Annotated in this window: 16 protein-coding genes and 1 pseudogene; 13 read left to right on the top strand and 4 right to left on the bottom strand. The window is 70.9% G+C overall.

The window, feature by feature from the left end; translation table 11 throughout:
• Positions 1-102: 102 nt before the first annotated feature.
• Positions 103-4,863 (bottom strand): nSTAND1 domain-containing NTPase, encoded by a 4,761-nt coding sequence (locus WMF24_RS26625; protein WP_437730199.1) that lies wholly within the window; start codon positions 4,861-4,863, stop codon positions 103-105.
• 20 nt (positions 4,864-4,883) lie between these two features.
• On the bottom strand, positions 4,884-5,006 hold the full coding sequence (locus WMF24_RS26620) for a hypothetical protein (RefSeq protein ID WP_437730198.1): 123 nt from the start codon (positions 5,004-5,006) through the stop codon (positions 4,884-4,886).
• Between the two features lie 488 nt (positions 5,007-5,494).
• Here WMF24_RS26620 and WMF24_RS26615 point away from each other — a divergent pair, with 488 nt between their 5' ends.
• From WMF24_RS26615 to WMF24_RS26585, 7 genes are all read left to right on the top strand, one after another.
• The gene (locus WMF24_RS26615) at positions 5,495-6,253 is read left to right on the top strand and encodes a sensor histidine kinase (protein ID WP_437730197.1); all 759 of its coding nucleotides are present in this window, start codon (positions 5,495-5,497) and stop codon (positions 6,251-6,253) included.
• A 127-nt stretch (positions 6,254-6,380) separates the two neighbouring features.
• The gene (locus tag WMF24_RS26610; protein WP_437730196.1) at positions 6,381-8,372 is read left to right on the top strand and encodes a sigma 54-interacting transcriptional regulator; all 1,992 of its coding nucleotides are present in this window, start codon (positions 6,381-6,383) and stop codon (positions 8,370-8,372) included.
• 268 nt (positions 8,373-8,640) lie between these two features.
• Positions 8,641-15,288, top strand: a complete 6,648-nt coding sequence (locus WMF24_RS26605) for an RHS repeat-associated core domain-containing protein (protein WP_437730195.1) — start codon at positions 8,641-8,643, stop codon at positions 15,286-15,288.
• Positions 15,285-15,560, top strand: coding sequence for a hypothetical protein (locus WMF24_RS26600; RefSeq protein WP_437730194.1), 276 nt, complete (start codon positions 15,285-15,287; stop codon positions 15,558-15,560). Before WMF24_RS26605 ends, WMF24_RS26600 begins: the two co-directional genes overlap by 4 nt.
• Before the next feature lie 165 nt (positions 15,561-15,725).
• A complete protein-coding gene (locus WMF24_RS26595) occupies positions 15,726-15,908 on the top strand; it encodes a hypothetical protein (RefSeq protein ID WP_437730193.1) in 183 nt (60 codons plus the stop codon).
• Positions 15,909-15,954: 46 nt separating this feature from the next.
• Positions 15,955-16,407 (top strand): SMI1/KNR4 family protein, encoded by a 453-nt coding sequence (locus WMF24_RS26590; RefSeq protein ID WP_437730192.1) that lies wholly within the window; start codon positions 15,955-15,957, stop codon positions 16,405-16,407.
• A 69-nt stretch (positions 16,408-16,476) separates the two neighbouring features.
• Positions 16,477-16,731, top strand: coding sequence for a helix-turn-helix domain-containing protein (locus WMF24_RS26585; protein WP_437730191.1), 255 nt, complete (start codon positions 16,477-16,479; stop codon positions 16,729-16,731).
• Here WMF24_RS26585 and WMF24_RS26580 read toward each other — a convergent pair.
• The gene (locus tag WMF24_RS26580; RefSeq protein WP_437730190.1) at positions 16,688-17,527 is read right to left on the bottom strand and encodes an AraC family transcriptional regulator; all 840 of its coding nucleotides are present in this window, start codon (positions 17,525-17,527) and stop codon (positions 16,688-16,690) included. The two genes, WMF24_RS26585 and WMF24_RS26580, sit on opposite strands and share 44 nt — an antisense overlap.
• Positions 17,528-17,861: 334 nt before the next feature.
• Between WMF24_RS26580 and WMF24_RS26575 the strand changes: the two genes are divergently transcribed.
• The 6 genes and pseudogenes from WMF24_RS26575 (at position 17,862) to WMF24_RS26550 (ending at position 25,278) form a co-directional block, all read left to right on the top strand.
• Positions 17,862-18,617, top strand: coding sequence for an SDR family oxidoreductase (locus WMF24_RS26575; protein WP_437730189.1), 756 nt, complete (start codon positions 17,862-17,864; stop codon positions 18,615-18,617).
• A 97-nt stretch (positions 18,618-18,714) separates the two neighbouring features.
• Positions 18,715-18,984: pseudogene (locus WMF24_RS26570) on the top strand (SDR family NAD(P)-dependent oxidoreductase); the annotation flags it as partial.
• A 306-nt stretch (positions 18,985-19,290) separates the two neighbouring features.
• On the top strand, positions 19,291-21,171 hold the full coding sequence (locus WMF24_RS26565) for a c-type cytochrome (protein ID WP_437730188.1): 1,881 nt from the start codon (positions 19,291-19,293) through the stop codon (positions 21,169-21,171).
• Between the two features lie 674 nt (positions 21,172-21,845).
• On the top strand, positions 21,846-22,247 hold the full coding sequence (locus tag WMF24_RS26560; protein ID WP_437730187.1) for a group II truncated hemoglobin: 402 nt from the start codon (positions 21,846-21,848) through the stop codon (positions 22,245-22,247).
• Between the two features lie 603 nt (positions 22,248-22,850).
• Positions 22,851-24,866 (top strand): hypothetical protein, encoded by a 2,016-nt coding sequence (locus WMF24_RS26555; protein ID WP_437730186.1) that lies wholly within the window; start codon positions 22,851-22,853, stop codon positions 24,864-24,866.
• 181 nt (positions 24,867-25,047) lie between these two features.
• A complete protein-coding gene (locus WMF24_RS26550) occupies positions 25,048-25,278 on the top strand; it encodes a hypothetical protein (RefSeq protein ID WP_437730185.1) in 231 nt (76 codons plus the stop codon).
• Positions 25,279-25,284: 6 nt separating this feature from the next.
• Here the strand turns inward: WMF24_RS26550 and WMF24_RS26545 are convergent, their stop codons facing one another.
• Complete coding sequence (locus WMF24_RS26545) at positions 25,285-26,565, bottom strand: dicarboxylate/amino acid:cation symporter (RefSeq protein ID WP_437730184.1); 1,281 nt, start codon at positions 26,563-26,565, stop codon at positions 25,285-25,287.
• Positions 26,566-26,569 lie beyond the last annotated feature (4 nt).

The raw sequence follows: 26,569 nt of genomic DNA, 5'->3' as shown, positions 1-26,569 counted from the left end.
GCCTTGATCGCACAGGCGCTTCCACCGGCGCGCGGCTGGGCGACGTCAGGCCGGTGCCGTCGCGGCGCTGCGGGTTTCCTCGCGCGATCTCTCACGCACAGGCTACTTCTCCAGCCGCCCCGCGGCGGCCGCGCGCGCCGCCTCGACGTGGCGCGCGCAGGCCTCCCGGCCGGCCCGGGCGGCGGCCTCGCTCACGCGCAGGAGCTCCACCCGCCGCTCCACCGGCATGCAGTAGGTCGTCGCCGCCCACAGCTTCGGGTCGTCGACGTCGCGGAGCTCGTCGAGATCGGTCCACACCCGCACCACCGCGTCGTCCGCCGCGGTGACGATGCGCTGGCCATCCGGGCTGAACGCCACGGCGTTGATCGGCGAATCGGAGGCGCGGAGGACCAGCGGCTCGCCCGCGACGTCGACGTTCCACACCCGCACCGTGGCGTCCTGTGACCCGGTGGCGATGCGCCGCCCGTCGGGGCTGAACGCCACCCCCAGCACCCAGTGCTCGTGACCGCGAAGCACCAGCGGCTCGCCCGTGCCGTCGGCGCGCCACACGAGCGCGGTCCGGTCGAGCGACGCGGCGGCGATGCGCTGGCCGTCAGGGCTGAACGCCACCGCGTAGATCCCGGCGTCGTGACCGCGGAGGACGAGGGGCTCGCCCTTGCCGTCGGCGCTCCACACCCGGACCGTGTTGTCCGACGACCCGGAGACGATGCGCTTGCCATCGGGGCTGAACGCCACCGAGTAGATCCGATCCGCGTGACCGCGGAGGACGAGGGGCTCGCCGGTGCCGTCGGCGTTCCACACCCGCACGGTGCGGTCCCATGACCCGGTGGCGACGCGCTTGCCATCGGGGCTGAACACCGCCGAGTAGACCTGATCGCCGTGACCGCGGAGGACGAGGGGCTCGCCGGCGCCGTCGGCGCTCCACACCCGCGCTGTCTTGTCGGCCGACCCGGTGACGATGCGCCCGCCATCGGGGCTGAACGCCACCGCGTTGACATCGTCGTCGTGGCCACGAAAGACGAGGGGCTCGCTGGCCCCGTCGGCGTCCCACACCCGCGCTGTCCGGTCGAGCGACGCGGAGGCGACGCGCCGGCCGTCGGGGCCGAACGCCACCCCGTAGACGCGATCCGTGTGGCCGCGGAGGGCCAGGGGCTCGCCGGCGCCGTCGGCGTCCCACACCCGCGCGGTCCTGTCGTGAGACGCGGTGACGACGCGCGTACCATCGGGGCTGAACGCCACGGAATAGATCTGGTCGTCGTGGCCGCGGAGGACGAAGGCCTCGCCGGTGCCGTCGGCGTTCCACAGCCGCGCCGTCTCGTCCTGCGACGCGGTGGCGATGCGCTGGCCATCGGGGCTGAACGCCACGCCGTAGATGCGATCCGTGTGGCCGTGGAGGACGAGGGGCTCGCCGGTGCCGTCGGCGTTCCACACGCGCGCCGTCCTGTCCCAGGACGCCGTGACGATGCGCTTGCCATCGGGGCTGAACGCCACCGCGTAGACGCGATCGTCGTGGCCGCGGAGGACGAGGGGCTCGCCGGTGCCGTCGGCGTTCCACACGCGCGCCGTCCTGTCCTGCGATCCCGTGACGACGCGCTTGCCGTCGGGGCTGAACGCCGCCGCGTAGACCTGATCCGTGTGGCCGCGGAGGACGAGGGGCTCGCCCGTGCCGTCGGCGCGCCACACGCGCGCCGTCCTGTCGGACGACGCGGTGACGATGCGCTCGCCGTCGGGGCTGGGCGCCGCCTCGTGGACCCAGTCCTCGTGCCCGCGGAGGACGAGGGGCTCGCCTGTGCCGCGGGCGCTCCACACGCGCGCCGTCCTGTCGGACGACGCGGTGACGATGCGCTCGCCGCCCGGGAGGAACGCCGCCGCGTTGACCTGATCGGTGTGGCCGCGGAGGACGAGGGGCTCGCCTGTGCCGTCGGCGTTCCACACCCGCACGGCCTTGTCGGAGGACGCGGTGACGATGCGCCTGCCGTCAGGGCTGAAGGCCGCGTCCAGCACGCCGTCCGCGTGGATGAGCACCGCGCGCGAGATCCTGCTGAACAGCGCCCAGCGCGCGAGCACGGCCCACCCGCGCGGCTCGTCGGGCGGCTCGACCTCGCGCAGGAGCGCGATCACGCTCGTCGGATCGGCCTGGAGCTCGCGCGCCGCTGCGACGCGCGTCGCGTTGCGCGCGCGCAGCGCCTCCCGGTCGGCGCGCGTCGCCTGCTGGTCGGCGCGGACGGCCAGGTACGACACCATGACGGCGAACGCGGTGAGCGCGGCGATCACCCCCGTCGTGAGCCGCCGGCGCAGGCGGCGCGCCCGCTCGCAGTGGGCCACCACGGCGAGCAGGTAGCGCTCCTCGCGGCCGCCGAGCCCGGCGCGCCACTCGTCGCCGTGCTCCTCGCGGCGGCGCCTGTACCAGGTGCGGGCGTCCTCCGCCGCGCGGTCGCGCCAGAGCAGCCCCTCGGCCCGCCCGCTCGCCTCCCACGGCTCGGCCGCGGCGCGGAGCCGGGCCAGGAACTCCGCGTCCTGCTCGCTCTCGGCGAGCCACTGCCCGAGCTTCGTCCACCGATCGATCAGCGACTCGTGCACGAGCTCCACGGTCGGGCCCTCGCGCTCGGCGCCCGTCTCGATGAGCAGGAGCCGGGCGCCGGCGAGGTGCTGGACCACCTGCGCGATCGCCTGGCCGGCCTCGCCCCGCCCGTCCCGCGCGAGCTCGCGGAGCTCGTCCATGCGCACGACCGCACGCGTGCGCTCGGGCGTCACGAGGCGCAGGAGCACGGCCCGGGCGAGCCGCTGCTCGCCGGGCGGCAGCGCCGAGAGCACCGCGTCCGCGTGGGCGGACAGGGCGCCGGCCACGCCGCCGAGCTGCTCGTAGCTGTGCCGCGTCAGGACCCGGCGCTCGCGATCCCGCGCCTCCCACAGCTTCGCGGCCGTGAATTGAAGGAGCGGCAGGGGGCTCCGCGTGCTCTCGAGTGTGTCGAGCATGTGCTCGATCGTCGCCGCGCTCTCGAACCGGTGGCCGGCCGCCTCGATCGGCCGCATCAGCGCGTCGCGGAGGCCGTCGCGCCCCATCGGCGGCAGGAACGTGAGCCCGCGGGTCACCTCGGTCACGAAGTGGTGGTCGTCGGCGATGCAGTCGAGGAAGTCCGAGCGGATGGCGAGCACGGCGCGCAGGGTCGACGAGGCGTCGTCGGCCGCGCCCTGCAGGCAGGCGACGAACGCCGCCCGCTCCTCGGGCGGGGCGCCGAGCGTGTAGAGCTCCTCGAACTGATCGACGAAGAGCAGGATGCGGTGCCGCTTGCCCTCGCGGCGGCAGCGCGCCCGCAGCCGGGCGCCCAGGTAGCCCGGCTGGGCGCGCAGCATGGCGACGAGCTCGTCGTGGTCGCGGATCTCGGTCGAGCCCGGCCCGCCGGTGTGCTCCGCCTCGGCGACCTGCTCCAGCACGTCGACGAGCGCGGACAGCGGGCGGGGGCCCGGGCGCAGGATGAACGCCTCCCAGCGGTTGCCCGAGCGCTTGAGCACCGGGATGAGGCCGGCGCGCACGAACGACGACTTGCCCGCCCCGGAGGGGCCGGCGACGGCCACGAGCTGCTGGTTGCGCAGCCGCGTCGCCAGGGCGGCGACCTCGCGCTCCCGGCCGAAGAAGCGCGGGGCGTCCGCCTCCTGGAAGGCGGAGAGCCCGGCGAACGGGTTCTCGTCCTCGCCGAGATCGAGCGTCTTGCGGCCGGGGACGAGCGCCTCGAGCTCGGCGAGCAGCTCCCTGGCCGAGCCGATGCGCTCGGAATTGCGCTTCCTCAGGCAGCGGTCGATGAGGGCGTCGAGCGCGCCGACGTCCGGGCGCCGCTCGCTGGCCGAGGGCATGGGGATGTCGAGGTTCATGATCTCCACGAGCCGCCCGGCCGAGAACGGGTCGAGCGGGTGCGCCCCCGTGACGAGCTCGTGGAGCATGATGCCCACCGCCCAGAGGTCGGTGCGCGCGTCGATGTCCCAGCCCCGCAGCTGCTCGGGCGACATGTACCGCGGCGTGCCGAGGATCGCGCTCTGCCCGCTCTGCTGGGCGCCGGCGACGAGCACCATCCGCACCCCCGTGAACATCGAGATCACGTCGGCCTCGACCTGCTTGGCGATGCCGAAGTCGAGCACCTTGATGCACCCGGTGTCGTCGAGGAGGATGTTCTCCGGCTTGAGATCGCGGTGAACGATCCCGAGATCGTGCGCGCAGGTCAGCGCGCGGACGACGGGGATCATGAGCTCGACGGCGAGGCTCGGCGACACGGGGCCGGGCGGCGTCTGCACCGCCGGCGTCGCCCCGGGCGTGCTGGGGTGCTCGCGCTGGGCCATCCACTCGCGCAGCGTGCGGCCCTTGACGTACTCGAGGACGAGGTAGGGGTGGCCGTGGAGCTGGTCGACCTCGTGGATGACGACGATGTTCTCGTGCCTGCAGCGCGCCGTCGCCCGCGCCTCGGCCAGGAAGCGGCCGATGCCCTGCCCGCTGTGCTCGCGGAGCAGCTTGATGGCGACGAGGCGCCCGAGCCGCGTGTCGCGGGCCAGGAACACGATGCCCATGCCGCCCTGGCCCAGCTTGCGGATGATCTCGTAGTGCTTGATGCAGTCGCCGACGTCCGGGACCGCGTAGCCCGCGATGGGCTCTGCCGGCGTCGTCGGCTCCTCCTCCGGGGAGGGCCATGGCCCTCGCAGCTCCGGCGTCTCCACCTCCTCGGGGAGCGCGCCCTCCGAGGACCTCTCCGGCGGCCGCGCCGGAGGCCCGAAGCCCTGGCTCTCCTCCCGCGCGTCGCTCACCCCGGCGCCCCGCTCCATGTTCATGTCGGCGCCTCGCTCCGTGCTCGTGCTGGCGCCTCCTCTCGCGTTCATCTCGGCACCTCGTCGCGCGCTCATCTCGGCACCTCCGAGGGCACCGGCACCGCGTGGGTCGGCCGGCTGCCCTCCCGGAACGAGGAGAGGAGCTCATCGCCGCTCTGAAACACCATCCCTGGAGCGAGTGTCTGCCGGTTCATCGCAACCCCTCCAATCGCGGCCGCCCTCCCGCGACGCTCCGGGCGAGAGGCCCGGACCATGAGAGCACCGCGGCGAGGACGGCTGTCGAGCTCGTCCAGCGCCCGTGCCTGGAGAGGTCGACCAGCTGGCTGGTCGGATGCTCCGGCAGCCGATCTCGCTGCCGCTTACTTCATAAAGTGCCTCCCGCGCCTCGTCCGGCGCAGGCGCGCCGCGAGCGCACGTCGGCCGGGCCGCTCGCCTCGCCGCGGGGCGGCTCCTCGGGCGAGCGCCCGAGCGAGGCTGTGCCGCCCGCCGCAGGCGCGCCTTGCGCGATTGCGTTCCTGAGCAAACGCGCGTCGCGCGGGAGCTCGCTCCCGCGCTCGGCAGCCCGCGCGCGGCGCGGCCCCCAGGTGGTGAATCGCGCCGCGGCGCGCTCGCAGGACCGTGGCACCGCCGATGCTTTGGGGTGGCGCGAACAGCCATCCATTCTCCTGGGGGGATCCCGAACATGTCCGCCTCGAACGCTCAGCTCGCTGGAACGCGCGACGCACGACGCTCTCCTTGCGCTCCGGAGCACGACGGAGGGACCGGTCTCCGGGACGAATTCCTCGCGCTCGCGTCGCACGAGCTCATCACCCCGCTGACCGCGCTCCGGCTGCAGGTGCAGCGGATGAAGCGGATGAGCGAGCGGCAGGCGGAGGAGTCGTCGGCGTGGCTCGCCTCGCTCGACGTCGTGGGCCGGCAGGTCAACCGGCTCACCCGGCTCTGCGACGACATGCTCCAGGCGATCAGGCTCCGGGCGGGCCAGCTCGCGCCCGAGCGCCAGAGCGTCGATCTCGGGGCGCTCGTCTGGGAGGTGATCGCCGGGCTCGCGGTGGAGCTCCGCTCCCCGTCGTCGGCCATCCTCGTCGACGCGCAGGAGGGCGTGGTCGGCCGCTGGGATCGCGAGCAGATAGGCCGCCTCGTGTTCCACCTGGTCAAGAACGCCATCGTGTTCGGCGAGGGCCGGCAGATCGTCCTCCAGGTGGAGCCCTGTCCCGGCGGCGCGCGGCTCGTCGTCCTCGACCACGGCAAGGGCATCGCGGAGGAGGACCAGGAGCGCATCTTCGCCTGCTTCGAGCGCGTGGGCGACGTGGACCACTACGGCGGCCTCGGGCTCGGGCTCTACCTCGCGCGCGAGATCGTGCGCGCCCACGGCGGCTCCATCGGCGTGGAGAGCGCGCCGGGCCGCGGCGCGACATTCACCGTCGAGCTCCCGCTCGATTGACGTTCAGGGGAGGCCTAACTGCGCGAGCGGGCCGGAGAGCCCTGCCATCACGACTTCTGCGGCGCGCTCCCGGACGTGCCTTGGACCGCGGCCCCTCGTGTGCCACGATCGCGCCGGGGGAGGGGACATGGATTTGCCCCGTGAAGGCATCACCGAGACGACGACAGCGCTCGTGGGCGACAGCTTCATCGATGCGATCTGGCGGCCTCAGCCGGCGGGAGGCCAGGTCACACTCCAGATTTACCACCGTGAGGGGGTGGAGCGCGTCCTCCTGATGCCGGGCGTGCCTGTCGTCGTCGGCCGCGCGCCGCCGTCGCAGGTGCGCATTCAGGACAGCAGCCTGTCGCGCGAGCACGCCCGCTTCACGCTGTCGGACGGCCTGCTCACGGTCGAAGATCTGCAATCGACGAACGGCACCTGGGTGAGCGGCTCGCGGGTCGCCCGCGCCGAGGTGAGGCCCGGCGATGACATCATGCTGGGCAACCTGCTCGTCTCCGTCCGCGCGTGCTCGTCGGAGGAGGGGGTGCCGGCCGTCCTCCTGAGCCACGAGCGGTTCCGCGTCGTCCTGGAGGACGAGGTGATCCGCGCCCGGCACTTCGGCCGCACCTTCGGCGTCGTGATGGTCCGCGCCGAGCGCGCCGCCGGGACGCACGTGAGCCGGTTCTTTCCCCGCGTCAGGGCGCTCTTGCGGCCGGTCGATCGGATCGGGCTCTACAGCCCCGACACGCTCGCGATCCTGCTGCCCGAGGCGCGCCCCGAGTCGACGATGGCGCTCGCCCGCGCGCTCACGGCGCCCGCCGCGTCGGGCGGGCCGTCGCTGCTCGCCGGCATCGCCTCCTTCCCGGACGCGGCGACCTCGGCGGAGAAGCTCCTCGAGCTCTGCTTCCGGACGACGCGGGGCCTGACGAGCGATCGGCCGGTGCAGGCCGCGCAGGCCGGGGCCTGCACGTACAGCGGCGCCGCCGGGGGCGGCGAGCCGGCGGACGAGATCGTCGCCGAGAGCCCCGCGATGCGCCGCCTCTTCGAGGTCGTCGCCCGGATCTCGCGGTCGACCGTCCCCGTGCTCTTGCTGGGCGAGACGGGGACGGGGAAGGAGGTCGTCGCGCAGGCGATCCACAAGCAGGGGCCCCGCAGCGCGCGGAGGATGGTGACGGTCAACTGCGGGGCGATCCCCGAGCAGCTCGTCGAGAGCACGCTGTTCGGCCACGAGCGCGGCGCGTTCACCGGCGCGAGCCAGCAGCAGAAGGGCGTGTTCGAGGAGGCCGACGGGGGGACGGTCTTCCTCGACGAGGTGGGCGAGCTGCCGCCGCCGGCGCAGGCGGCGCTCCTGCGCGCGCTGGAGACGCGGCGCGTGACGCGCGTGGGCTCGTGCCGGGAGATCGAGGTCGACGTGCGCGTCGTCGCGGCGACGCACCGCGATCTCGAGGCGATGTGCGCGAGCGGTGGTTTTCGCCTCGATCTGCTCTACCGGATGAACACGATCACGCTGACGCTCCCGCCGCTCCGGGCGCGCACCGAGGAGATCGAGGCGCTCGCGCTGCGGTTCTTGCGCCAGGCCAACGACGCGAACGGCACGGCGATCCGCGGCGTCGCGCCCGGGGCGCTGGCGCTGCTCAGGAGCTACACGTGGCCCGGGAACGCGCGGGAGCTGCGCAACGCGATCGAGCGCGCCGTCGTCATCGCCGAGGGCGAGTGGATCTGCGAGCACGACCTGCCCGAGCGCGTGCGCGCGGCGCAGGTGGTGCCGGCGGCGCCGGCGGCGCCGGCGGCGCAGGTGGTGCCGGCGGCGCAGGTGATGCCGGCGGTGCCGGCGGCGCGGGCACCTTCCGGGGACGAGGCCGCGCGCGCGGCGCAGGGGGCGCAGGCGCCCTCCGGGGACGAGCCTGCGCTGGGCGGCGAGGAGCTGGGCGCCGAGATGTCGGACGGCGTGGACGGCCTCAAGGCGCGGCTCCTGCGGTACGAGGCCGAGGTCATCGTCGGGGCGCTGCGCAAGACGGGGTGGAACCAGACGGAGGCGGCGCGGGCGCTGGGGATCCCGCTGCGGACGCTGGTGCACAAGCTGAAGGCGCTCGGGATCAGGAAGCTCGGGTATGCGCCCGCGGGGGAGAGCCCGCACTGAGGGGCCGGGGCCGCGCCGTCGGCCGGGCTGAGCCACCCTGATGCACAGCTCAGTCCGATGGATGCCAGCGCGGCGCAGCTGATCTCGAAGATTCTTCGCTCCGTTGCGCTCTGACAGGGGCCCGCTCGGCCCGATGAAGACACGCTGGGCCGGGCGCAGATGCCCTGACGAATGCCTTGAGCTCAGCATGAGCAACGGGGACCGACTCCGGAACAGCGGTTGACTCGGGCTGCCGCGCCATGGCCTCCTCGGCGCGAGGGAGGCTGCGATGGAGCTCGTTCTGCGACGCGTTCTCCGGGCGACAATCCCGCTCTTGATGTTTCTCGCTTGCGTGCTCGCGCAGGGGGGATGCCAGTGCCTCTTCGGCGGCCCGCCCCTGGAGCCGCCTCAGGGCCTCGTCGCCTGCCGGACCCAGCGCACACACGGCCCCGCAACGGCCCGCCCCGCGCCGGGAGTCGAGACCGTCGCCGCCGGCAGCATTCCGGGGACGTTCACCATCTCGAGCACGGGGGAGGCCGTGTATACGATGGATTTGACCACCGTGCCCTCCCGCGCGGGCATGGGACCAAGGCTCCAGCTCGTCTATCGCAGCGATGCGGGCGACGGCGTGCTCGGCGCCGGCTTCTCCATCGCAGGGCTCTCCGCGATCACGCGATGTCCCAAGAACCTCGCGCAGGACGGGGAGATCCGCGGCGTACGGTACGACGGCGACGACGCGCTCTGCCTCGACGGCCAGCGCCTCGCGCCCGTCCAGGAGGGACCGGGGACCATCGAATACCGGACGTTCCCGGATACCTTCGTCAAGGTGGTCGGGCGCTACCCTCCGGAAGGGGCTGCGCCCGCCGAGGCGCTCTTCTTCGAGGCGCACCTGCCCGACGGCCGCGTCGTCGAGTACGGGCGCACCGAGGGCAGCAAGCCGCTCGCGCGGGGCGGTGTCCCGCGCGCGTGGCTCGCGAACAAGGCCCGCGACGGGCGCGGCAACGCGATGACGTACGCGTACTGCGTCGCCGAGGCAGAGGACGGCCATGCCGCCGAGTATGCGGTGGACGAGATCCGCTATACGGGCTTCGAGGGGGCGCCGTCGCTCGCTCCTTCGCGGGCGGTGCGCTTCCTGTATGGGACGAAGGATCCGGCCGCGATTCGTACCGGCTACTCGGGCGGCATGGCGCTCCAGCGCTCGCTTCGCCTGGAGGAGATCCAGATGCTCGGCCCGGGCGATACCCTGGTCCGGCGCTACGGGTTCGGCTACGAGCTCAGCCCGGCGACGCACCGCACGCTCCTGACGCAGGTCGAGGAGTGTGCGAGCGACGGGGTTTGCAAGCCCGCCACGCGGTTTCGCTACAACCGCGCCACGCCCGGGTTCAAGCGGATCACGACGGGCATCGACGAGCCGGTCTCCGAGAGGGCGAGCCCGATGGTGTTCGACGTCGACGGCGATGGGCGCGACGACCTCGTGATTCCGGACATGGACGCGGCGCTCAGCACAGCGAGCAACCCGATCACCGCGTGGTGGGTGGCGCGAAACCTCGGGCCCCGCGCCCCGCCGTCCCTCCTCGCACCGGCCAACCTCGCGTTCCTCGAGGAATGGCCCACGGTCGCCGACCCGAGCGGGCCCTCCGATCCGGCCCTTCTTCAGCCCGAGCTCGGGACGGTCCTGGACTACGACGACGATGGGCGAATGGATGTCCTTCTCCACGACGTCTATGGTGCCGAGGTCACATGGCATGTGCTCCTGTCCCGGCCGGACTGGACCTTCGCGCTCCAGGACACGGGCATCCGAAGGCCCTTCCCGCTGAAGAGCACGCCCGCGCCGCCCAGCTTGAGCAGCCCCGGCGCGTCGATGCACCTTGCCGATCTGGACGGCGACGGCATGCCGGATCTGATCCAGTGCGAGGACCACGCCCGCGAGGGCCAGGCGCCGCTGCCGCTCTCTGCCGTGTGGATCGTGCATCTCTGGCGGCCCGCGCGCGGCGCGACCCCCGCGGGATTCGAAGCCACGGGCGAATCGGTCGAGCTGCTGACCGGCTATCCCTGCAATACGGAGCTCCACACGCTCGACCTCGACGCCGACAGCAAGATCGATCTGATCGTGCCGTCGTTGCGGCGGTCCGGCGACGGGACGGTCGTCGTCGGAGCGAGTTACGACGCGATCATGCGCCGGGGCGATGGGCGCTGGGAGGTGCTCGACACCGAGCTCCCTGTCGTGGGATCCGGCGGCCGCGTCGTCTTTCTCGACGTGAACGGCGACGGCCTGCCCGATGCCGTCGAATCCGGCTCCGGCCACCACCAGCTCACAACCTACTTCAACACAGGGCCGACCTTCGTGGCCTCGCCGTTCCGTACCGTCGACGCGTTCAGCTTCGGCGATCTGCTGGGTTCCCCGGATCAGGACGCGTTTTTCCGGCTCGCCGTGCCGCTCGACTTCAACGGTGACGGGCGGCAGGATCTCCTCATGCCCGTCCCTCCGGGCATGCTGCTGGGCGGCTCGGATGCGCTGCCGTCGTGGGCCATCCTGCTGGCCACCGGCGATCGCGATGGGCCGCCGTTCACGCTCGTCAACCCGCAGGTGCGGTTCGAGGCCAGCCTCGGCGATGCGGTCACCCTCGCCGATCCGCGCGGGCCGCGCACCGGCGACGTGAACGGGGACGGGGCCCAGGACGTGATCCTGACGCTCGACGGCGTGTTCACCATCCTGCAGAGCCTGTCGGCCGATCAGGACCTGCTGGTCGCGATCTCCGATGGCATGAACGGCCACGAGCCGAACGAGCCGGCCTTCGTGCCCAACGTGAGCATCTCGTACGGGCACCTGACCGACGCGCCGGTGGCGGCGGGGGAGGACGACAGCGCGGAGGACCCGGCGCGGGAGCGCCCGCTCTACCTCGCGCGCTCCGGCGCGGCGGACGACTGCGCCTATCCGCGCCGCTGTGTCGTGGGACCTCGGCGGGTGGTGAGCGCGTACGCGCTCAACAACGGCGCGGATCGACCGCGGCGCTTCGAGGTCGGCTACCGCGACGGGCGCTACCACAGACTGGGCAGAGGGTTGCTCGGGTTCGGAGAGCGGATCGTCACCGATCTCGACACGGGCGCCGCGGCGCTCGAGGTCTACGACAACGTCGCGTACGACGACGAGCTCCAGGTCTTCCCCTTCGCAGGGCGCGTCGCACGGACGTGGCGCTGGGCTCCGGGCCTGCCCAGCCAGCCCAGGCCGGAGCAGATCGAGATCGCGTTCGTCGATGTGACGCGGACGCTCGTCCCGACGAACGACGGAGCGACGTACTTCACGCTGCCGACCGAGCGCCGTCTGAGGCGAGCGCAAGGGATCTATCCGCCCCCGAGCGGCGAGCCGCCCGCGATCGAGACGTACGTGCGGCAGGTTGAGGGAGGAGGCGGCGGCGCGACGCTGCTGCAGGACTCGGTGTCGAAGGTGACGGACTTCGACGCGTACGGCAATGTGCGCGCCGAGGAGATCTCGACGGGCGGCGTCGACCTCACGTTCAACGTCACGCGGACGTTCAAGAACGACACCGAGCGCTGGATTCTCGGCCAGCTCGAGACGCAGGAGGAGTGCAGCGCGGCGGCCGGGACATCGCAGTGCCGGACCCTCACGCGAACCACGACGATCCACGGCGAGGTCGACACCGAGTCCACGGAGAGCGACGACGGCCTGCCGGATACGAAGCTGAAGGTCACCTACACGCGCGACGACTTCGGCAACATCACCGCCGTCACGGCGGAGGACGCCTTCGGCCACCGGCGAACATCCAGCACGGAGCTCGACGACGAGGGCATGTTCCCCGAGAAGCACGTGAACGCGGCCGGGCACACGACGATCGTGGCGTACGACGACGCGCTGGGCGTGCTCCTCAAACGGGTCGACCCGAATCAGCGCGTCACGACGTGGCAATACGACGGCTTCGGTCGCCTCGGCGTCGAGAGGCGCCCGGACGGCACAGCGACGACGGTCGCACTGTCGCGCACCAAGGACGGCGGCCCGAGGCAGGACGCCTGGCGCGTGATGGAGCGGAGCACCACGACCGGCGGCGCCGACGATACGGTCGAATTCGACAGCCTCGGCCGCCCGATCCGGTGGTGGTGGTACGGGCCCGACCCCGAAGCGGCGCAGGGCTCGGGCCGTGCGAAGCGCATCGCGCAGGAGGTCGCGTATGATGTGCTGGGCGAGCACATCACGCGGCGCTCGGTGCCGGTCAGCGAAGACACGCCCGACCGCGAGCGGCTGTACGAGCGCTACGAGCACGACGCCGTGGGCCGCGAAGTGCGCACCACGACGCCGTGGAACGCGGTCACGACGACCGAGTACGACGGCCTGCTCGTGCGCGTCACCGACGCGCTCGACCACGTGACCGTGACCGAGCAGGATCCGCTGGGGCGGACCAAGGCCATCACCGACGCAGCCGACGGGATCACCCGCTACAGTTACGGCCCGTTCGGCCTGCTGCAGACGGTCACCGATCCCGGCGGCGCGGTGACGCGCATGACGCGCGACGCCTTCGGCCGCGTCCGGCAGCTCGACGACCCCGATCGGGGCACGACGCGCTCGATCCACGACGGATTCGGCGAGCTGATGTCGTCGACCGATGCGCTCGGGCGCGAGACCACGTGGGAGTACGACGCGCTCGGCCGGCCCGACACGCGCATGGACCGGCACGGCGCCGAGCGTCGGGCGACGAAGTGGACGTGGGACACGGCGGCGCACGGGATTGGCGAGCTTCACGCGCTCGCGAGCCCCGACGGCGAGAAGACGTACGGGTACACCCGCCTCGGCCAGCTCGAGACGGTCACGCTCCGCATCGACGGCGAGGGCGCTCCCCTGCAAGCCAGGCTGGGCTACGACGATCTCGGCCGTATCGATGCTGTCACGTACCCGACGCCGGCCGGCGCGGCGTCGTTCGTCGTGGCCCACGACCACGACGCGCACGGCCATGTGCTCGCCGTGCGCGACAGCCGGACGAAGGCCGCGTACTGGCGCTTGACGGACGTCGACGACGCGGGGCGCTTTCGAGAGGAGATGTTCGGCAACGGCGCGGTCACGACACGGGGCTACCACGCCGACAAGCAGCGCCTCGGCCACGTGGTGACGCAGAGCGGGGCGGCCGAGGTGCAGGACCTGGACTACGGGTACGATGACCTCCTGAATCTCACACGCCGCACCGATGCGCTTCAGGCCCGTAACACGACGGAGCGCTTCCGGTACGATCCGCTCCAGCGGCTGACGTGCGCGTATTTCAGCGAGGTCGAGAGCGCCGCGGCGCCCTGCGCGGTCCGCTACGACCACGCGCCGAACGGTAACCTCACCTTCAAGTCGGACGTCGGTACGCTGTCCTACGATGACCCGCTGCACCCGCACGCGGTCACCGGCGCGGGCACGGGGAGCTTCGCTTACGACGCCGTGGGCAACCAGATCGCGCGCCCCGGCGGCGCGACCGTGCGCTATACGCCGTTCGACCTGCCGGAGCGCATCACGCAGGGCGCGAGCACCGTCACGTTCGCCTACGACGGCGACCAGCAGCGGATCCGCAAGACGACACCCGAGGAGGAGACGCTCTACTTCGGCGACCTGTACGAGCGGGTCACCGATGCGGCATCGGGCGACGTGGAGCATCGGTATCACGTCCACTCGCCGGAGCGGGTCGTGGCGATTGTCACCCGGGGAGGCTCGGCCGACGGCACGCGCTATGTGCACGTCGATCACCTCGGCTCGGTCGACGCGCTCACCGACGAGGACGGCACCGTGATCGAACGGCGGAGCTACGATCCGTTCGGGCAGCGGACAAATCCCGTGTGGGGAGAGCCCGCGCCGGCGTCGTTCACCAGCAAGACGACGCAGGGGTTCACCGGGCACGAGAGCGACGACGAGCTCGGGCTCGTGAACATGAAAGGCAGGATGTACGACCCAAGGATCGGGCGGTTCTTGACCACCGACCCGTTCGTGTCCTTCCCGTTCTTCGGGCAGAGCTGGAATCCCTACAGCTACGTGCTCAACAGCCCGCTGAGCTTCGTGGATCCGAGCGGGTTCGAGCCGGAAGAGCAGAAGGTCTTCGTCGATCCGGAGTTCCACGACGATCCGGAGGTGCGGCGCACCCTGAGTTGCGGCGGGCTCGAGTGCAACCATCCATTCTTCAAGGAGGTAGAGGGTCCGCGCGAAGCGGCGGAGGTCGGCGCGGCGGCGGCGCCGGTCGACGTCAGCACGACCGGGAGCGCGTCCGGGCATGTGCCGCAGCCGATGACCACGGCGCCGATCGACTGGTCGCAGAACCCTTATGTCCAGCTCGAGGGAGGGTTCGTCGCCGGGCTCTTGCTCGGGGCGGTCCCTTTCGCCGGCGTGGGACACGGGCTGCTGGACGCCGCGGGCGTGCTGGCCCATGGGACGCCAGAGGCGAGGATGGGCCTGGCCATCGGGCAGATCGTGGGTGGGCTGGCCCTCACCATCGGGGGCTTGACGGGGGAGGTCTTCGGGGGCATCACGAGCGCCACCGGAATCGGCGCGGCGATCGGCGTGCCTGCGATCGCCGTGTCGACCGGGCTCGTCGTCGGTGGGATCGGGAACATCGCGGCGGGGATCCAGGGCCTGTCGCAGGCGATGATGTCGCAAGGGTCGGGGAGCAAGGGCCCGCAGGCAACGGCACCCACAGCAAGGGAGCGAGGACCGCGGAGGTTCTCACCCGAACAGCGCGAACGAGGTCTTGAACGTGCGCGGGACGCGGACGGTGTGCCGCGGTGCGAACACTGCGGCACTGAGCTAACGACAAATCCTGGGAAACCCAACACTTACGAGGCAGATCATCGCATTCCGTATTCGCGTGGTGGTTCAACCGCTGACAAGAACCTGGACCCGACATGCCGTACTTGCAACCGATCGAAGGGAGCACAGACCCCTGAGGAGTGGAGAAGCCGATGACCGAGCGCGAACTTGCAGCATACGTTTGTGAACACGTCTTCGAGGGGAGCCGTCCTGTATTGCTGGTAGCACACGAAGATGGCTCCTGGCAGTTCTTGTGTGGCGATTCTCATGGCTCCGATGCGATTCCCAGGGTGATCGGGATGAACCATATTCTCGAGGCTGATCCTTCATTGTGCGACGTGCTCAATCTGCCAGACAACTGGGAGGCCGAGCGCAGCTCAGTGGGGCTCGCGTGGACCAGAACAAGAATAGATCCACCGGCGCGCTGACGACGCGCAGGCGGATTGATATGATGGCCGGTCGCAGATCCCCTATGTGCAGGCCCAGGGAGGGTTCATCGCCGGGCTGCTGATCGGGGTGGTTCCTTTCGCCGGCGTCGGGCATGGGCTGCTGGATGCGGCGGGCGTGCTGGCCCTGGGACGCCGGAGGCCAGGATGGGACTGGCCATCGGGCAGATCGTGGGTGGGCTGGCCCTGACGATCGGCGGCTTGACGGTGGAGGTCTTCGGGGGCATCACGAGCGCCACCGGAATCGGCGCCGCGATCGGTGTGCCTGCGATCGCCGTGTCGACCGGGCTCGTCGTCGGTGGGATTGGGAACATCGCGGCGACAGGATGACAGGCCATACCGGCGGCTTCGCGCTTGGGAGGTAGCAAACCATACGATGACGACCATTGAAAACCATGGGTCGAAGATTTTAGATGCTGACATATCGAATCTCGAGTGGCGAATCGGGGCAGTCTTACCAGATGAGTATCGTCGATTCTTGCTCGAGTTCAACGGTGGCAACCCTGTGCCAGACACAGTTGATGTAGAAGGGTTGCCTGGAGTGTCGGCCGACGTGCAAGTGCTATTCGGTATCGGAAGATCGATGGAGTCAAGCAATATTGATTGGAACCTGACAGCTCTGGCCGAACGACTGGAAGCGGGCATGTTGCCGATCGCGACTGACTCCAGTGGGAACGTGTTCTGTCTTGCCCTTCAAGGACACCGCCGTGGCAGTGTCTTCTGTTGCGATCTCGAATCCGTTTTCGGCGACCTTGCAGCCACACCGCAGCTGTTCCAAGTGGCGCCGAATTTTGACGTGTTCATGACACAATTGCGCCCGTTTTCATGACGTGGCGATCGACGCCCAGTCCACTTACCTGGAGGTCAAAGAGGCTACGAGGATCTGAGTCCCATCGCGATGGTCACGACACGGGGTTACCACGCAGACAAGCCGCGCCTCGGCCACGTGGTGACGCAGAGCGGCGCGGCCGAGGTGCAGCACCTGGACTACGGGTATGACGATCTCCTGAACCTCACGCGCCGCAAGACGGGGTGGAACCAGACGGAGGCGGCGCGGGCGCTGGGGATCCCGCTGCGGACGCTGGTGCACAAGCTGAAGGCGCTCGGGATCAGGAAGCTCGGGTATGCGCCCGCGGGGGAGAGCCCGCACTGAGGGGCCGCGCCGTCGGCCGGGCTGAGCCAGCCCCGCTCTGGACGCCGCGCGCGTACTCGCCTGGCGTCGTGCCGACGATGCGCCGGAAGTGCCGGTTGAGCTGGCTCTGGTCGTAGAGGCCGACCTGCGGGGCGATGTCGCGCGGCCTCACGCCGGCGGCGAGCATCTCCTTCGCGCGCATGATCCGCAGCCGCGTCAGGTACGCGTACGGGGACATGCCGACCTGCGCGCGAAACGCGCGGCACAGATGGAACTTTTCCAGGCCGGCGTGCGCGGCGAGGTCGTCGAGCGTCACCGGCTCGGCGAGCCGCGCTCGCAGCAGCTCGATCGCGCGGCGCACCGGTCGCGTGTGCTCGCGCTGCGCGTCGCCGACCGCCGCGAGCGCGCCGATCGCCTCGGCGACCGCGACCTCGAGCGCGATGCGATCGGCGCCGGCGCGCACCGCGTCATGCAGGCGGTGGAACGCCGCGCCCCGCTCGTCGTCGGCGGCGAGCTGTGGAGGGACGCGGACCTCGCCGATCGCGCTCTCCACGAGCTGCGCCGAGAGCGCGACGCACTGGCCCGTGCCCGGGCCGTCGCGCGAGATGTCGCGGTGCACGTCGCCGGGCCGCAGGATCTGGAGCGAGCCCGGGCCGCTGCTCCACACCTTGCCGCGGCACCACCACTCCGTGCGCCCGGCCTCGATGCGGCCGATCGCGTACGTTTCCTTCATGCCGGCGTAGAGATCGTCGGTCGCCCAGCGCGTCGCGCGCACGCCGGGCACGGGGACAGGAAGGATGTCGGCACGGGTCGCCACGCCCCCATCTTACGACCGACGCGCCCCCTCGGCTTGGGCATTCTTGGCCGCCTCTCGACCGGCCACGACGACGGCCCCGCCCCGCCGGCGTGGGCATCCTTGGCCGCCTCTCGACCGGCCACGACGACGGCCCCGCCCCGCCGGCGTAGGCATCCTTGGCCGCCTCTCGGCCGGCCACGACGACCGCCCGCCCCGCCGGCGTGGGCATCCTTGGCCGCCTCTCAACCGGCCACGACGACCGCCCCGCCCCCGTCGACTTGGGCGTTCTTGGCCGCCCTCTCGACCGGCCAAGAATCACCAAGGCGGCGCCCGCGACGGTCGCTATCCAGGCGACATGCAAGATAAACCCGTCGCCCTCGTCACGGGGGCCAACAAAGGTATCGGCCACGCGATCGCGAAGGAGCTCGCGGCGCGCGGCTACACAGTGCTCGTCGGCTCGCGCGACCTCGCGCGCGGCGAGGCCGCGGTGAAGCAGATCGCCGGCGATGCTCGCGCGATCGCGCTCGACGTCACGAGCGCCGACTCCATCGCCGCCGCCGCGGCGCGGATCCGTCGCGAGCTCGGCCGGCTTGACGTCCTCGTCAATAATGCTGGCATCGTCAAAGGCGCGGCGCAGCGCGGGGTCACGGTCGAGGAGATCGCTCGCAGCGGAAGCCCGAGCGTCGCCTCGCTCGCCGACGTCCGCGAGGTGTTCGAGACCAACGTGTTCGGCGTGATCGCCGTGACCCAGGCGATGCTGCCGCTCCTCCGCGAGGCGCCGGCCGGGCGCATCGTCAACGTGTCGAGCCGCCTCGGCTCGATGACCTGGATCAGCGACCCCGCCAGTCCGAACCGCAGCGTCGGCGGCGTCGCGTACAGCCCGTCGAAGAGCGCGCTCAACGCGGTGACGATCGCGTTCGCGCAGGAGCTCGCCGGCACCGCGATCAAGGTCAACGCGGCGTGCCCCGGCTACGTCGCGACCGATCTCAACAACCACAGCGGTACGCGCACGGTCGCCGAGGGCGCGCGCGAGCCGGTGCGGCTCGCGCTGCTCGGCCCCGACGGACCGACTGGCACCTTCTCGGACGACGCAGGCCCGATCCCCTGGTGAGAAGTTTCACTGAATCAAGAACGAGAGGACGAAAGGCAAACATGGGCAAGCTTGACGGAAAAGTCGCGATCGTGACCGGCGCCTCCAAGGGCATCGGGTGGACACGATCACCCGATCGCTGGCCAAGGAGCTCGGCCCTCGCAACGTTCGCGTGAACGCGATCAACCCTGGAATGGTGGAGACCGAGGGCGTCGAGTCTCTGGGCGATCTCGGTAGCCAGCTCTTGAAGCAGGGAGCCGCCGCGACGCCTCTCGGGCGCCACGGGCAGCCCGACGATGTCGCGCTGCCCGCGGTCTTTCTCGCCAGCGACGATGCTCGCTGGATCTCGGGGGAGACCCTCTACGTTTCTGGCGGCGCGGCCGTCTGATCCGGCTGGAGCTCCTGTCCCGATCGATCCGGGGTCGGTCTCGCAGCAGGTCGATCGCCGCGTGTGGAATCACGGCAACACGCCGGCCCTGCCAGCGTATACATTTTGCGTCTTCCGGCGCGGCTCCGGCAGCCGGAAGCCTGCGCCCGGGACAGCGGGGGCGAATCCAGCGGCATGGATGCGCTCCCCTGGGGGCCGGCGCGCCCGCAGCGATCTCGCTCGTTCCGGGGAGAGCTGCTGTCGTCGGGGGCTCGATTCACGATCCCGGCAGCCTTCTTGCAAGGCCGCGCCGTCGCAGGAGGCACAATGAGAGCTCTCTCCGGAGCGCGGCGCACCGCGCTCGTCGCCATGATCGCGGCCATCGCCGGGTGCGCCGTGCTCCCGAACCATGATGACGACCTCTCGTGGGACCAGCCCCCGCCGTCCTTGGATCTCGAGGAACCAGCGCGGCCCCCCAACATCTCGGCGGTGCCGCCTCCCCCGATCAGCGGCGGGACGCTCCTCGTGACCGCCGACAAGGCGCTTGCCATTGCTGCGGATCCGGACCGCGACAGGATCTCCATCGTCGACCTCGTCACCTTCGAGGTGGACGCCATCCTCCCTCTGGAGAGGGACGACGAGCCCGGGCGCGTGGCCGAGGGGCCGGCTGGCTCCGTTCATGTGGCGCTCCGCCGCGGGGGCGCGGTGGTCACGATCGATCTCGCGACAAGGGAGATGCACCGCAGGCCCGTTTGCCCCGCGCCCCGCGGGATCGCGTACGACGCCTCGACAGACCTGCTCCACGTGGCGTGCGCGGGCGGCGAGCTCGTGACGCTCTCCTCGGATGTCGCTGCCCCGCCGGTCCGCGAGCTCCGCCTCGACCGCGACCTGCGCGACGTGGTCGTCGAGGGGGACTCGCTCCTCGTGAGCCGCTTCCGGTCCTCCGAGCTGCTCGTGGTCGCGAAGGACGGGACCGTGGCCGAGCGCATCAGGCCGCTGGCGTACGCGCCGGGCGAGCTGTACGACGACAAGGACGATGCGCGCGTGTTCGAGCCGGCGGTGGCGTGGAGGACGGTCGCGCTGCCCGGGGGCGGCGTGGCCATGCTGCACCAGCGTGGCCTCGCCACGCCCGTCGACAGTGGGGGGGCAGGCGTCTACTACTCGATGAACTGCAGACGGAGCGTGATCCATACGGCGGTGACCGTCATGCGACCGCTGCCCAGCGAGGCCCCTTCGGCGAGCGCTGCGCTGTCCAGGCATGGTGTGGGCGGCGTCGGGCTGGGGCTGCTCCCGGTGGACATCGCGGTGTCGCCGGATGGCCTCAGCGCGGCGATCGTGCAGGCGGGCAGCCGCGATCTGGTCGAGACGCCGCTCGCGACCCTCGAGCGGCACGACGGGGTCGACATCTGCTCGCTCGCCCGCGACCAGCGCAGGCTCGTTGTCGGCACCAGCGGCGAGCCCATCGCCGTCGGCTACGACGGAGCGAGGAACCTGCTCGTCCAGATACGCGAGCCGCCGAGCCTCCTGCGCCTCGCGACCCTCACCGGCGAGCCGCTCGGCACGCTCGCTCTTCCCGGTGAGAGCCGGCTCGACGATGCCCATGCCCTCTTTCATGGCGACGGTGGTCGATCCCGCTCTGTCACCTGCGCGTCCTGCCACCCGGAGGGGCATGAAGATGGCCGGGTATGGAACTTCCAGCCCATCGGCCCGCGCCGCACGCAGTCCGTCGCAGGCGGCGTCCTCGCGACGGCGCCGCTGCACTGGGACGGCGATCTGGGAGACGTCGGGGTCTTCATGGGGGAGGTGTTCGAGAAGCGGATGGGCGGCTCGCTTCCGGACCACGATCACCTCGACGCGTTCGCGGCGTGGCTCGACGCGATAAAGGCCCTTCCCCGGTCGAAGCCGGCGAACGAGGACGCCGTCGCGCGCGGCGAGGCGCTCTTCAACGACCCGACCCTGGCGTGCGCGACGTGCCACTCCGGCGAGAGGCTCACGAACAACCAGACGGTCGACGTTGGCACGGGCAAGCCGTTCCAGGTGCCCTCGCTGCGCGGGCTCGCGGCGCGCGCCCCCTACATGCACGACGGCTGCGCCGCGACGCTCCACGACCGCTTCGGCCCGTGCGGCGGAGGGGACCAGCACGGCGTCACGTCGGGGCTCACGCCGGCGCAGATCGACGAGCTCGTCGCGTACCTCGAGACGCTCTGACCCGAGAGCTCCCGAGCGGGCCGCCCAGGCATCGGGCAAGGCCGGCGCCCAGCCGAACAGTTGCTCGGCGGCTCGACGGGGACGCCGAGTGGCGACGCAGATCTGCCCGAGCGAGGAGGACCAAGCGGTCGAGGAGCGCCCGCCCCTCCTGCGCAGCCTCGCGGCCCGCCTGCGCAGCCCCGCCGCCCCTCCTGCGCACCTCCGGTGGCCTCCTGTGCGCCCCATTCGGTGGGCTGCGTTACGGTCGTGTGGCTCCTGCGCACCCCTTTTTGTGTCCTATGCAACCACGCTGCGACGCCTGCGCGGCCCCGGCGCCCTCCTGTGCGGCCCCGACGCCCTCCTGCGTGGCCCCGGCGCTCTCCTGCGCACCCCTTTCTGTGTCCTATGCAACACTTTCCCCCTCCTGCGCATCCCCCGCCGGCTCCCCCGGGGACGAGCCGCCGCTCACCCGCGAGGAGATCCACGGGCTCAACCCCTGCCAGGGCTCTGCTTCGCGCGGGGAGAGAGTTCGACGCAAAGACGCCAAGAACGCAAAGACGCAAAAATGCATGAACTGGATTGGATGTTTTTTTGCGCCTTTGCGCCTTTGCGCCTTTGCGTTGAAATCTCTCTCCCGATGCCTGGGACCGGCTCCGCGTTGACGGCGCCGCGGCGGCCCGCTAGACGGCCTGCCGATGGCCGACACGCCCGAGACCCCGTTCGAGCTGCTGGGCGGCGAGCCTGCTGTCCGCCGGCTCGTCGAGCGCTTCTACGACCTCATGGCCCGCGACGAGCCGGCGCTCGCGCGGCTCCACGTCTGCGACGAGGGCGGCCAGGTCTGCCGGGAGAGCCGCGACCGCTTCGCGCTGTTCCTGATCGGCTGGCTGGGCGGCCCGCAGGACTACATCGCCGCGCACGGCCACCCGCGGCTGCGGATGCGCCACATGCGCGTCCCTGTCGACGTCGCCATGCGCGACGCCTGGATGCGCTGCATGCGCGCGGCGATGACGGAGGTCGGCGTGCCGGAGCCGCTGTACGGCTTCCTCGATCAGCGCTTCGGCGAGGTGGCGGACTTCATGCGCAATCGGCCCGGTTGAGCCGCCGGCGGGCAAGGCATGCTGCCGGGCGCTCCGATGGCGCCGGGCGCCCCGCGGCCGCCGCACGGCCCGCCGCGCCACGACGGCTCCACGCTGGACGCGGGCGCCGCGGGGCTCGCGCGGCCGCCGGCGAGGCGCGCTCGGCCCGGGGGCGCCCCCTCTCCGCGTGGCGGAGCAGCGATGACAGCGGCGAGGCAACAGAAGGCGCAAGTCACCCAGGGCCGGACGTGCCAGGGCAGGTCGTATCAAGGGACGACCGCACCACGGCATTCACCTCTACAAGGTCGAGGCGCTCGGGGGGTCATCGCGGCAACGGCCGGTCCTCCACGTCGAGGAGCCATCACAAGGGCGTCCCGGAACGCCGTTGGCGGAGCGCCTGCCTCACCATAAATTCCTGGGTACGCTTGACAGTGCGCACGCTGGCGACATAATCGGTGCGCCCTCAACACTGGCGACCATACTCGCCTGTTGATGTCTGTTTTGTGAATTTCTTCCGATAGTTCTACGCGCTCGAGCAGGAATTCACGATCAGGGCGATGTGACGTTGCTGGCGACGTCGTGCTCGCGCACCTCATTCTTGTTTGTCCAGGAGGATCTTTGCGCATGAGATTGAAGCATCTTCCATACACCTCGACGGCGATCGCGTCGCTTCTCTTGATCGGTGCGGCGGGCTCGGCTCACGCGGCGGTCTATCCTGCGAGCTCGTCGAGCGGCGGGCCCGGCGTGAGCGGGTGCACGGGCAGCGCAGCCTGCACGAATGAAAGCTGGGGTGTCGACCTCAATGACAATACCGGCTTTTCCTGGAGCGTGGCCGGCGGCGCCGGCGGCGGCGCGGACCTCTACGTGAAGGTCGCCGTGCTGTCGCAGACCAGAGCGATGAGCCTCTGGTTGAACGGCACCCAGATCGCCGTCATCACCTCCACCGCCACGGAGAGCCCGCGCCCGACCGGGAAAGAGCTCGGCCCGTTCCCCGTGACGCTGCAGGCCGGTGCCAACACGGTGGAGCTGCGGGACACACAGGGCACTGCGGAGTTCGATGTGCACAGCCTGCGCGTCGAACCGACGAGCGCCGGCGACGATGAGCTCGAGATCGGGCTCTGGCGGCTGATGTCCCGCGCCGACCGTGGCACGTTGACCCGCGATGCCATCACCGGGCAGCTGGTCGGCGCCGATTACACGGGCGATGACCATCAGCACTGGCGCTTGATCGGCGTCGGGGCGAGCAAGTATCAGTTCTTTCACGAGGACACCGGCCAGTGCCTGGTCGCGTCGAGCGGCTCGGCGGTGCTCGGCAGCTGCAGCGGCAGCGCGGCGGAGTGGACCGTGGACACCCTGCGCGCCCGCACGGTGGAGCGCCCCGCCCTGTATCACCTGCGCTCGAACGTGAACACCTGCGCCATCCCGAGCGGCAGCTCGCAGCCCACCCTGGGGACCTGCAACGACAGCGCACGCTGGTATCTGGAGCCCGTCGGCTTCGGTGAGCGCATCGCGAGCGTGGAGTTCGATTTTCATGGGCTCCTCCTCGTCAAGCCCAACACCAACGTCCCTGGTGTCACGCAAGGCTCGCTGCCGACGAGCGTCGTCGACGCGGTGCAATTCGCCTTCGAAGACCAGGTGGCTTACTGGTTGGATCTGATCACGGACGGCCGGGTCGCATGGTATGGCTCCAGCGTCGTATCCAACGATCCCATCACGTCGCTGTCGACCTCGGTGGATGATCCCAATCACTTGCCGGCGGCCATCCACCTTCAGCCAGACGTGCAGAGCTTCGTGCCTCGAGGCGAGTACGACACCGTGCAGGTGTTCTTCACGCCCGGTGACAGCCAGCCGGGGGGCTGGGGGTGGGGCCCGGGGAGCAGCCGCGAGTCCAACTACACCATGTGGACGACGGTGAACGGGAAAAACACGGTCGCCTCGCAATGGCTGTCCACCGTCAACAGCGAGCCTGTGGAGGTGTTCATCCATGAACCCATGCACGGCCTCGACGGGTTCTACGAGGAGCTGGGGATCCCGCTCCCCGAGGGGCTATTGCACGGATCTCAACCGAATCGCTACGCCAAATCCGGCATTCCCGACCGCACGTGGTTGCACTGGTACCGCGACTACTGGCTCGGGACCGTCATCGCCTCCGATGACACCTACCGCGGCTTCGGTCCACGCGCGTTCGCCGAGATCACTCCGAGAGATTACGCGTTGAGCTCCGCGGTGGACGAGTACAAGATCGTGCAGTACACCAGCGGAAAATGCTTTGTCCCGCAAGGCGGCGCCACGATGCCGGCCAACGACACGCCGCTGGTGCTGTCGAGCAGCTGCAGCACGCTTGCCTCTTCTTTCAGGGTTCTGGACAGCGGCTTGCTCAAGCATGTTCCGAGCGGAATGTGTGTTCACCCGAATCAAGGGACCGCCTACAACAACGTTGGTCTGATCCTCAACGGATACTGCGGCCCCGAGGTGCGCCTCTCCTTCGACGTGACGTCCGGTGGGAGCCTGCAAAACGCCGAGACCGGCCGCTGCGTTCACCCGCAAGGCGGATCGGCGAATCCCGCCGAAGGAACCGACCTGATCTTCCACGACGGTTGTGATGAAGCGCGCCTGCGCTTCGACTTCGTGTTGCAGTGAAAGAGGTGCGGGCGCCCGTGCGGCGGGCGCGTCGCTGCGACGACAGCGACCTCATCGCGCATGGCCTCCCATGACCCGTCGAGACGGCGGCCTCCGGCGCGATCCACCTGGCCGAACGGCGGCCGCCCCGCTCCGGCGGCCAGCCGTCGCTGCTGGTACGAGGCTTGCTCCGAAGCGCGTCATGAAAAAGCACCGGAAGAACGAGCCGACGCCAGCGACGAATCAGCAGGAGCAGGCGGATCCGGCCGAGAAGGAAACGAAGGAGTCCTCGACGGAGGGCGATGTCGTCGGAGGCGGCGCCAGGGGAGCCGCCCTCGGAGGCCTCGTGGGCGGCGCCGGCGGCGCGGCGATCGGCGGCGCGGCCGGCCTGATCGGCGGCGCGCTCGGCGAGGACGAGGGATCCGGCTGGTGACCGGCGTCAGCCGTCCGCGTCGGTCGCGGGCGGCGAACCGTGCGCCTTTTCGCCCCACCCCGGGCCGTCGATGAGGCGGGCCACCACCATGCAGCTCACGTTGTCGCCAGCGGCGTTGACCAGCGTGGCCGGCGGATCCACGAGCGCGCCCACGGTGGAGATGATCGGCAGCGCCTCCATCGGGAACCCGAACAGCGACACGATCACCAGCTCTCCGATGAACCCCCCGCCGGGGATCCCGCTCATCACCGTGCCGCTCAGGATCGCGACCCCCAGCACGGCCATGTAGGTGTCCGCCCCGGCGAGCTCGCGGCCGAAGAGCCCGAACAGGAGCGCCGTCTTGAGCACCGCCGACAGGCACGATCCCTCCATGTGGATCGTCGCGCCGATCGGGACGATCACCTCCGCGATGTCGTCCGGCACCCCGGCGCGCCGCGCCGCCTCGAGGTTCGACGGGATCGCCGCCATGCTGCTCGAGGTCGCGAGCGCCGTGAGCGCCGGCGCCGGGATGTTCCGCCAGAACGCCCTCACCCCGCGCCCCCGGCCCGCGAGCCACGCGTACAGCGTGAAGGCGACGAAGAAGTACGCGATCGCGATCGGGTAGAAGAGCCCGATCGCGCGCACGTACGACGTCAGCAGCGCCGGGCCGAAGCTGCCGACGAGGTGGGCGAAGTAGGCGCCGAGGCCGATCGGCGCGTAGAGCATCACGAGGTCGACGACCTTGAGCATCACCTCGTTCGCCGCGGCGAGGAGCCGCGCGAACGGCTGGCCGCGCTCGCCGGCCGCCGTGGTCCCGAGGCCGACGAGGAAGGCCATCACGATGAGCGGCAGCACGTTCTTGCGCGAGAGCAGCTCGCCGAAGTCCGAGACGCTGACGGCGCCGACGAGCTGGTCGCCGAGCCGCACGGGCGCGATCTCCGGCGCGCCGGGCAGCGCCGCCTGGAGCCCCTCCGCGGGCGGAACGATCTTCACCGCGACGAGCATCAGCGCCGCCGCGACGAGGCCTGTCGCGACGAAGACGCCGAGCATCGCCGTCACGATGCGCCCGAGGCGCCGCAGGCTGCCCATGCCCGCCACCGCCGACGAGATGGAGAAGAAGATCAGCGGCACGACGAGCGTGAACAGCAGGTTGAGGAAGAGATCGCCGAGCGGCTTGATCACGGCCGCGCGCTCGCCGAGCGCGAGGCCGAGCCCCGCGCCGGCGGCGATCGCGGCGAGGAGGATCAGCGTGAAGCGGTAGGTCGTGAGCAGGGTCCGGAGCGTCCTCGCCATCGCGCCGGCCAGCATGCCG

The organism is Sorangium sp. So ce1335 (assembly GCF_051521615.1).
Classification (GTDB): domain Bacteria; phylum Myxococcota_A; class Polyangia; order Polyangiales; family Polyangiaceae; genus Sorangium.
Note: the sequence above shows the minus strand (reverse complement) of the source record. Positions and strands in the feature narration are given on the sequence as shown.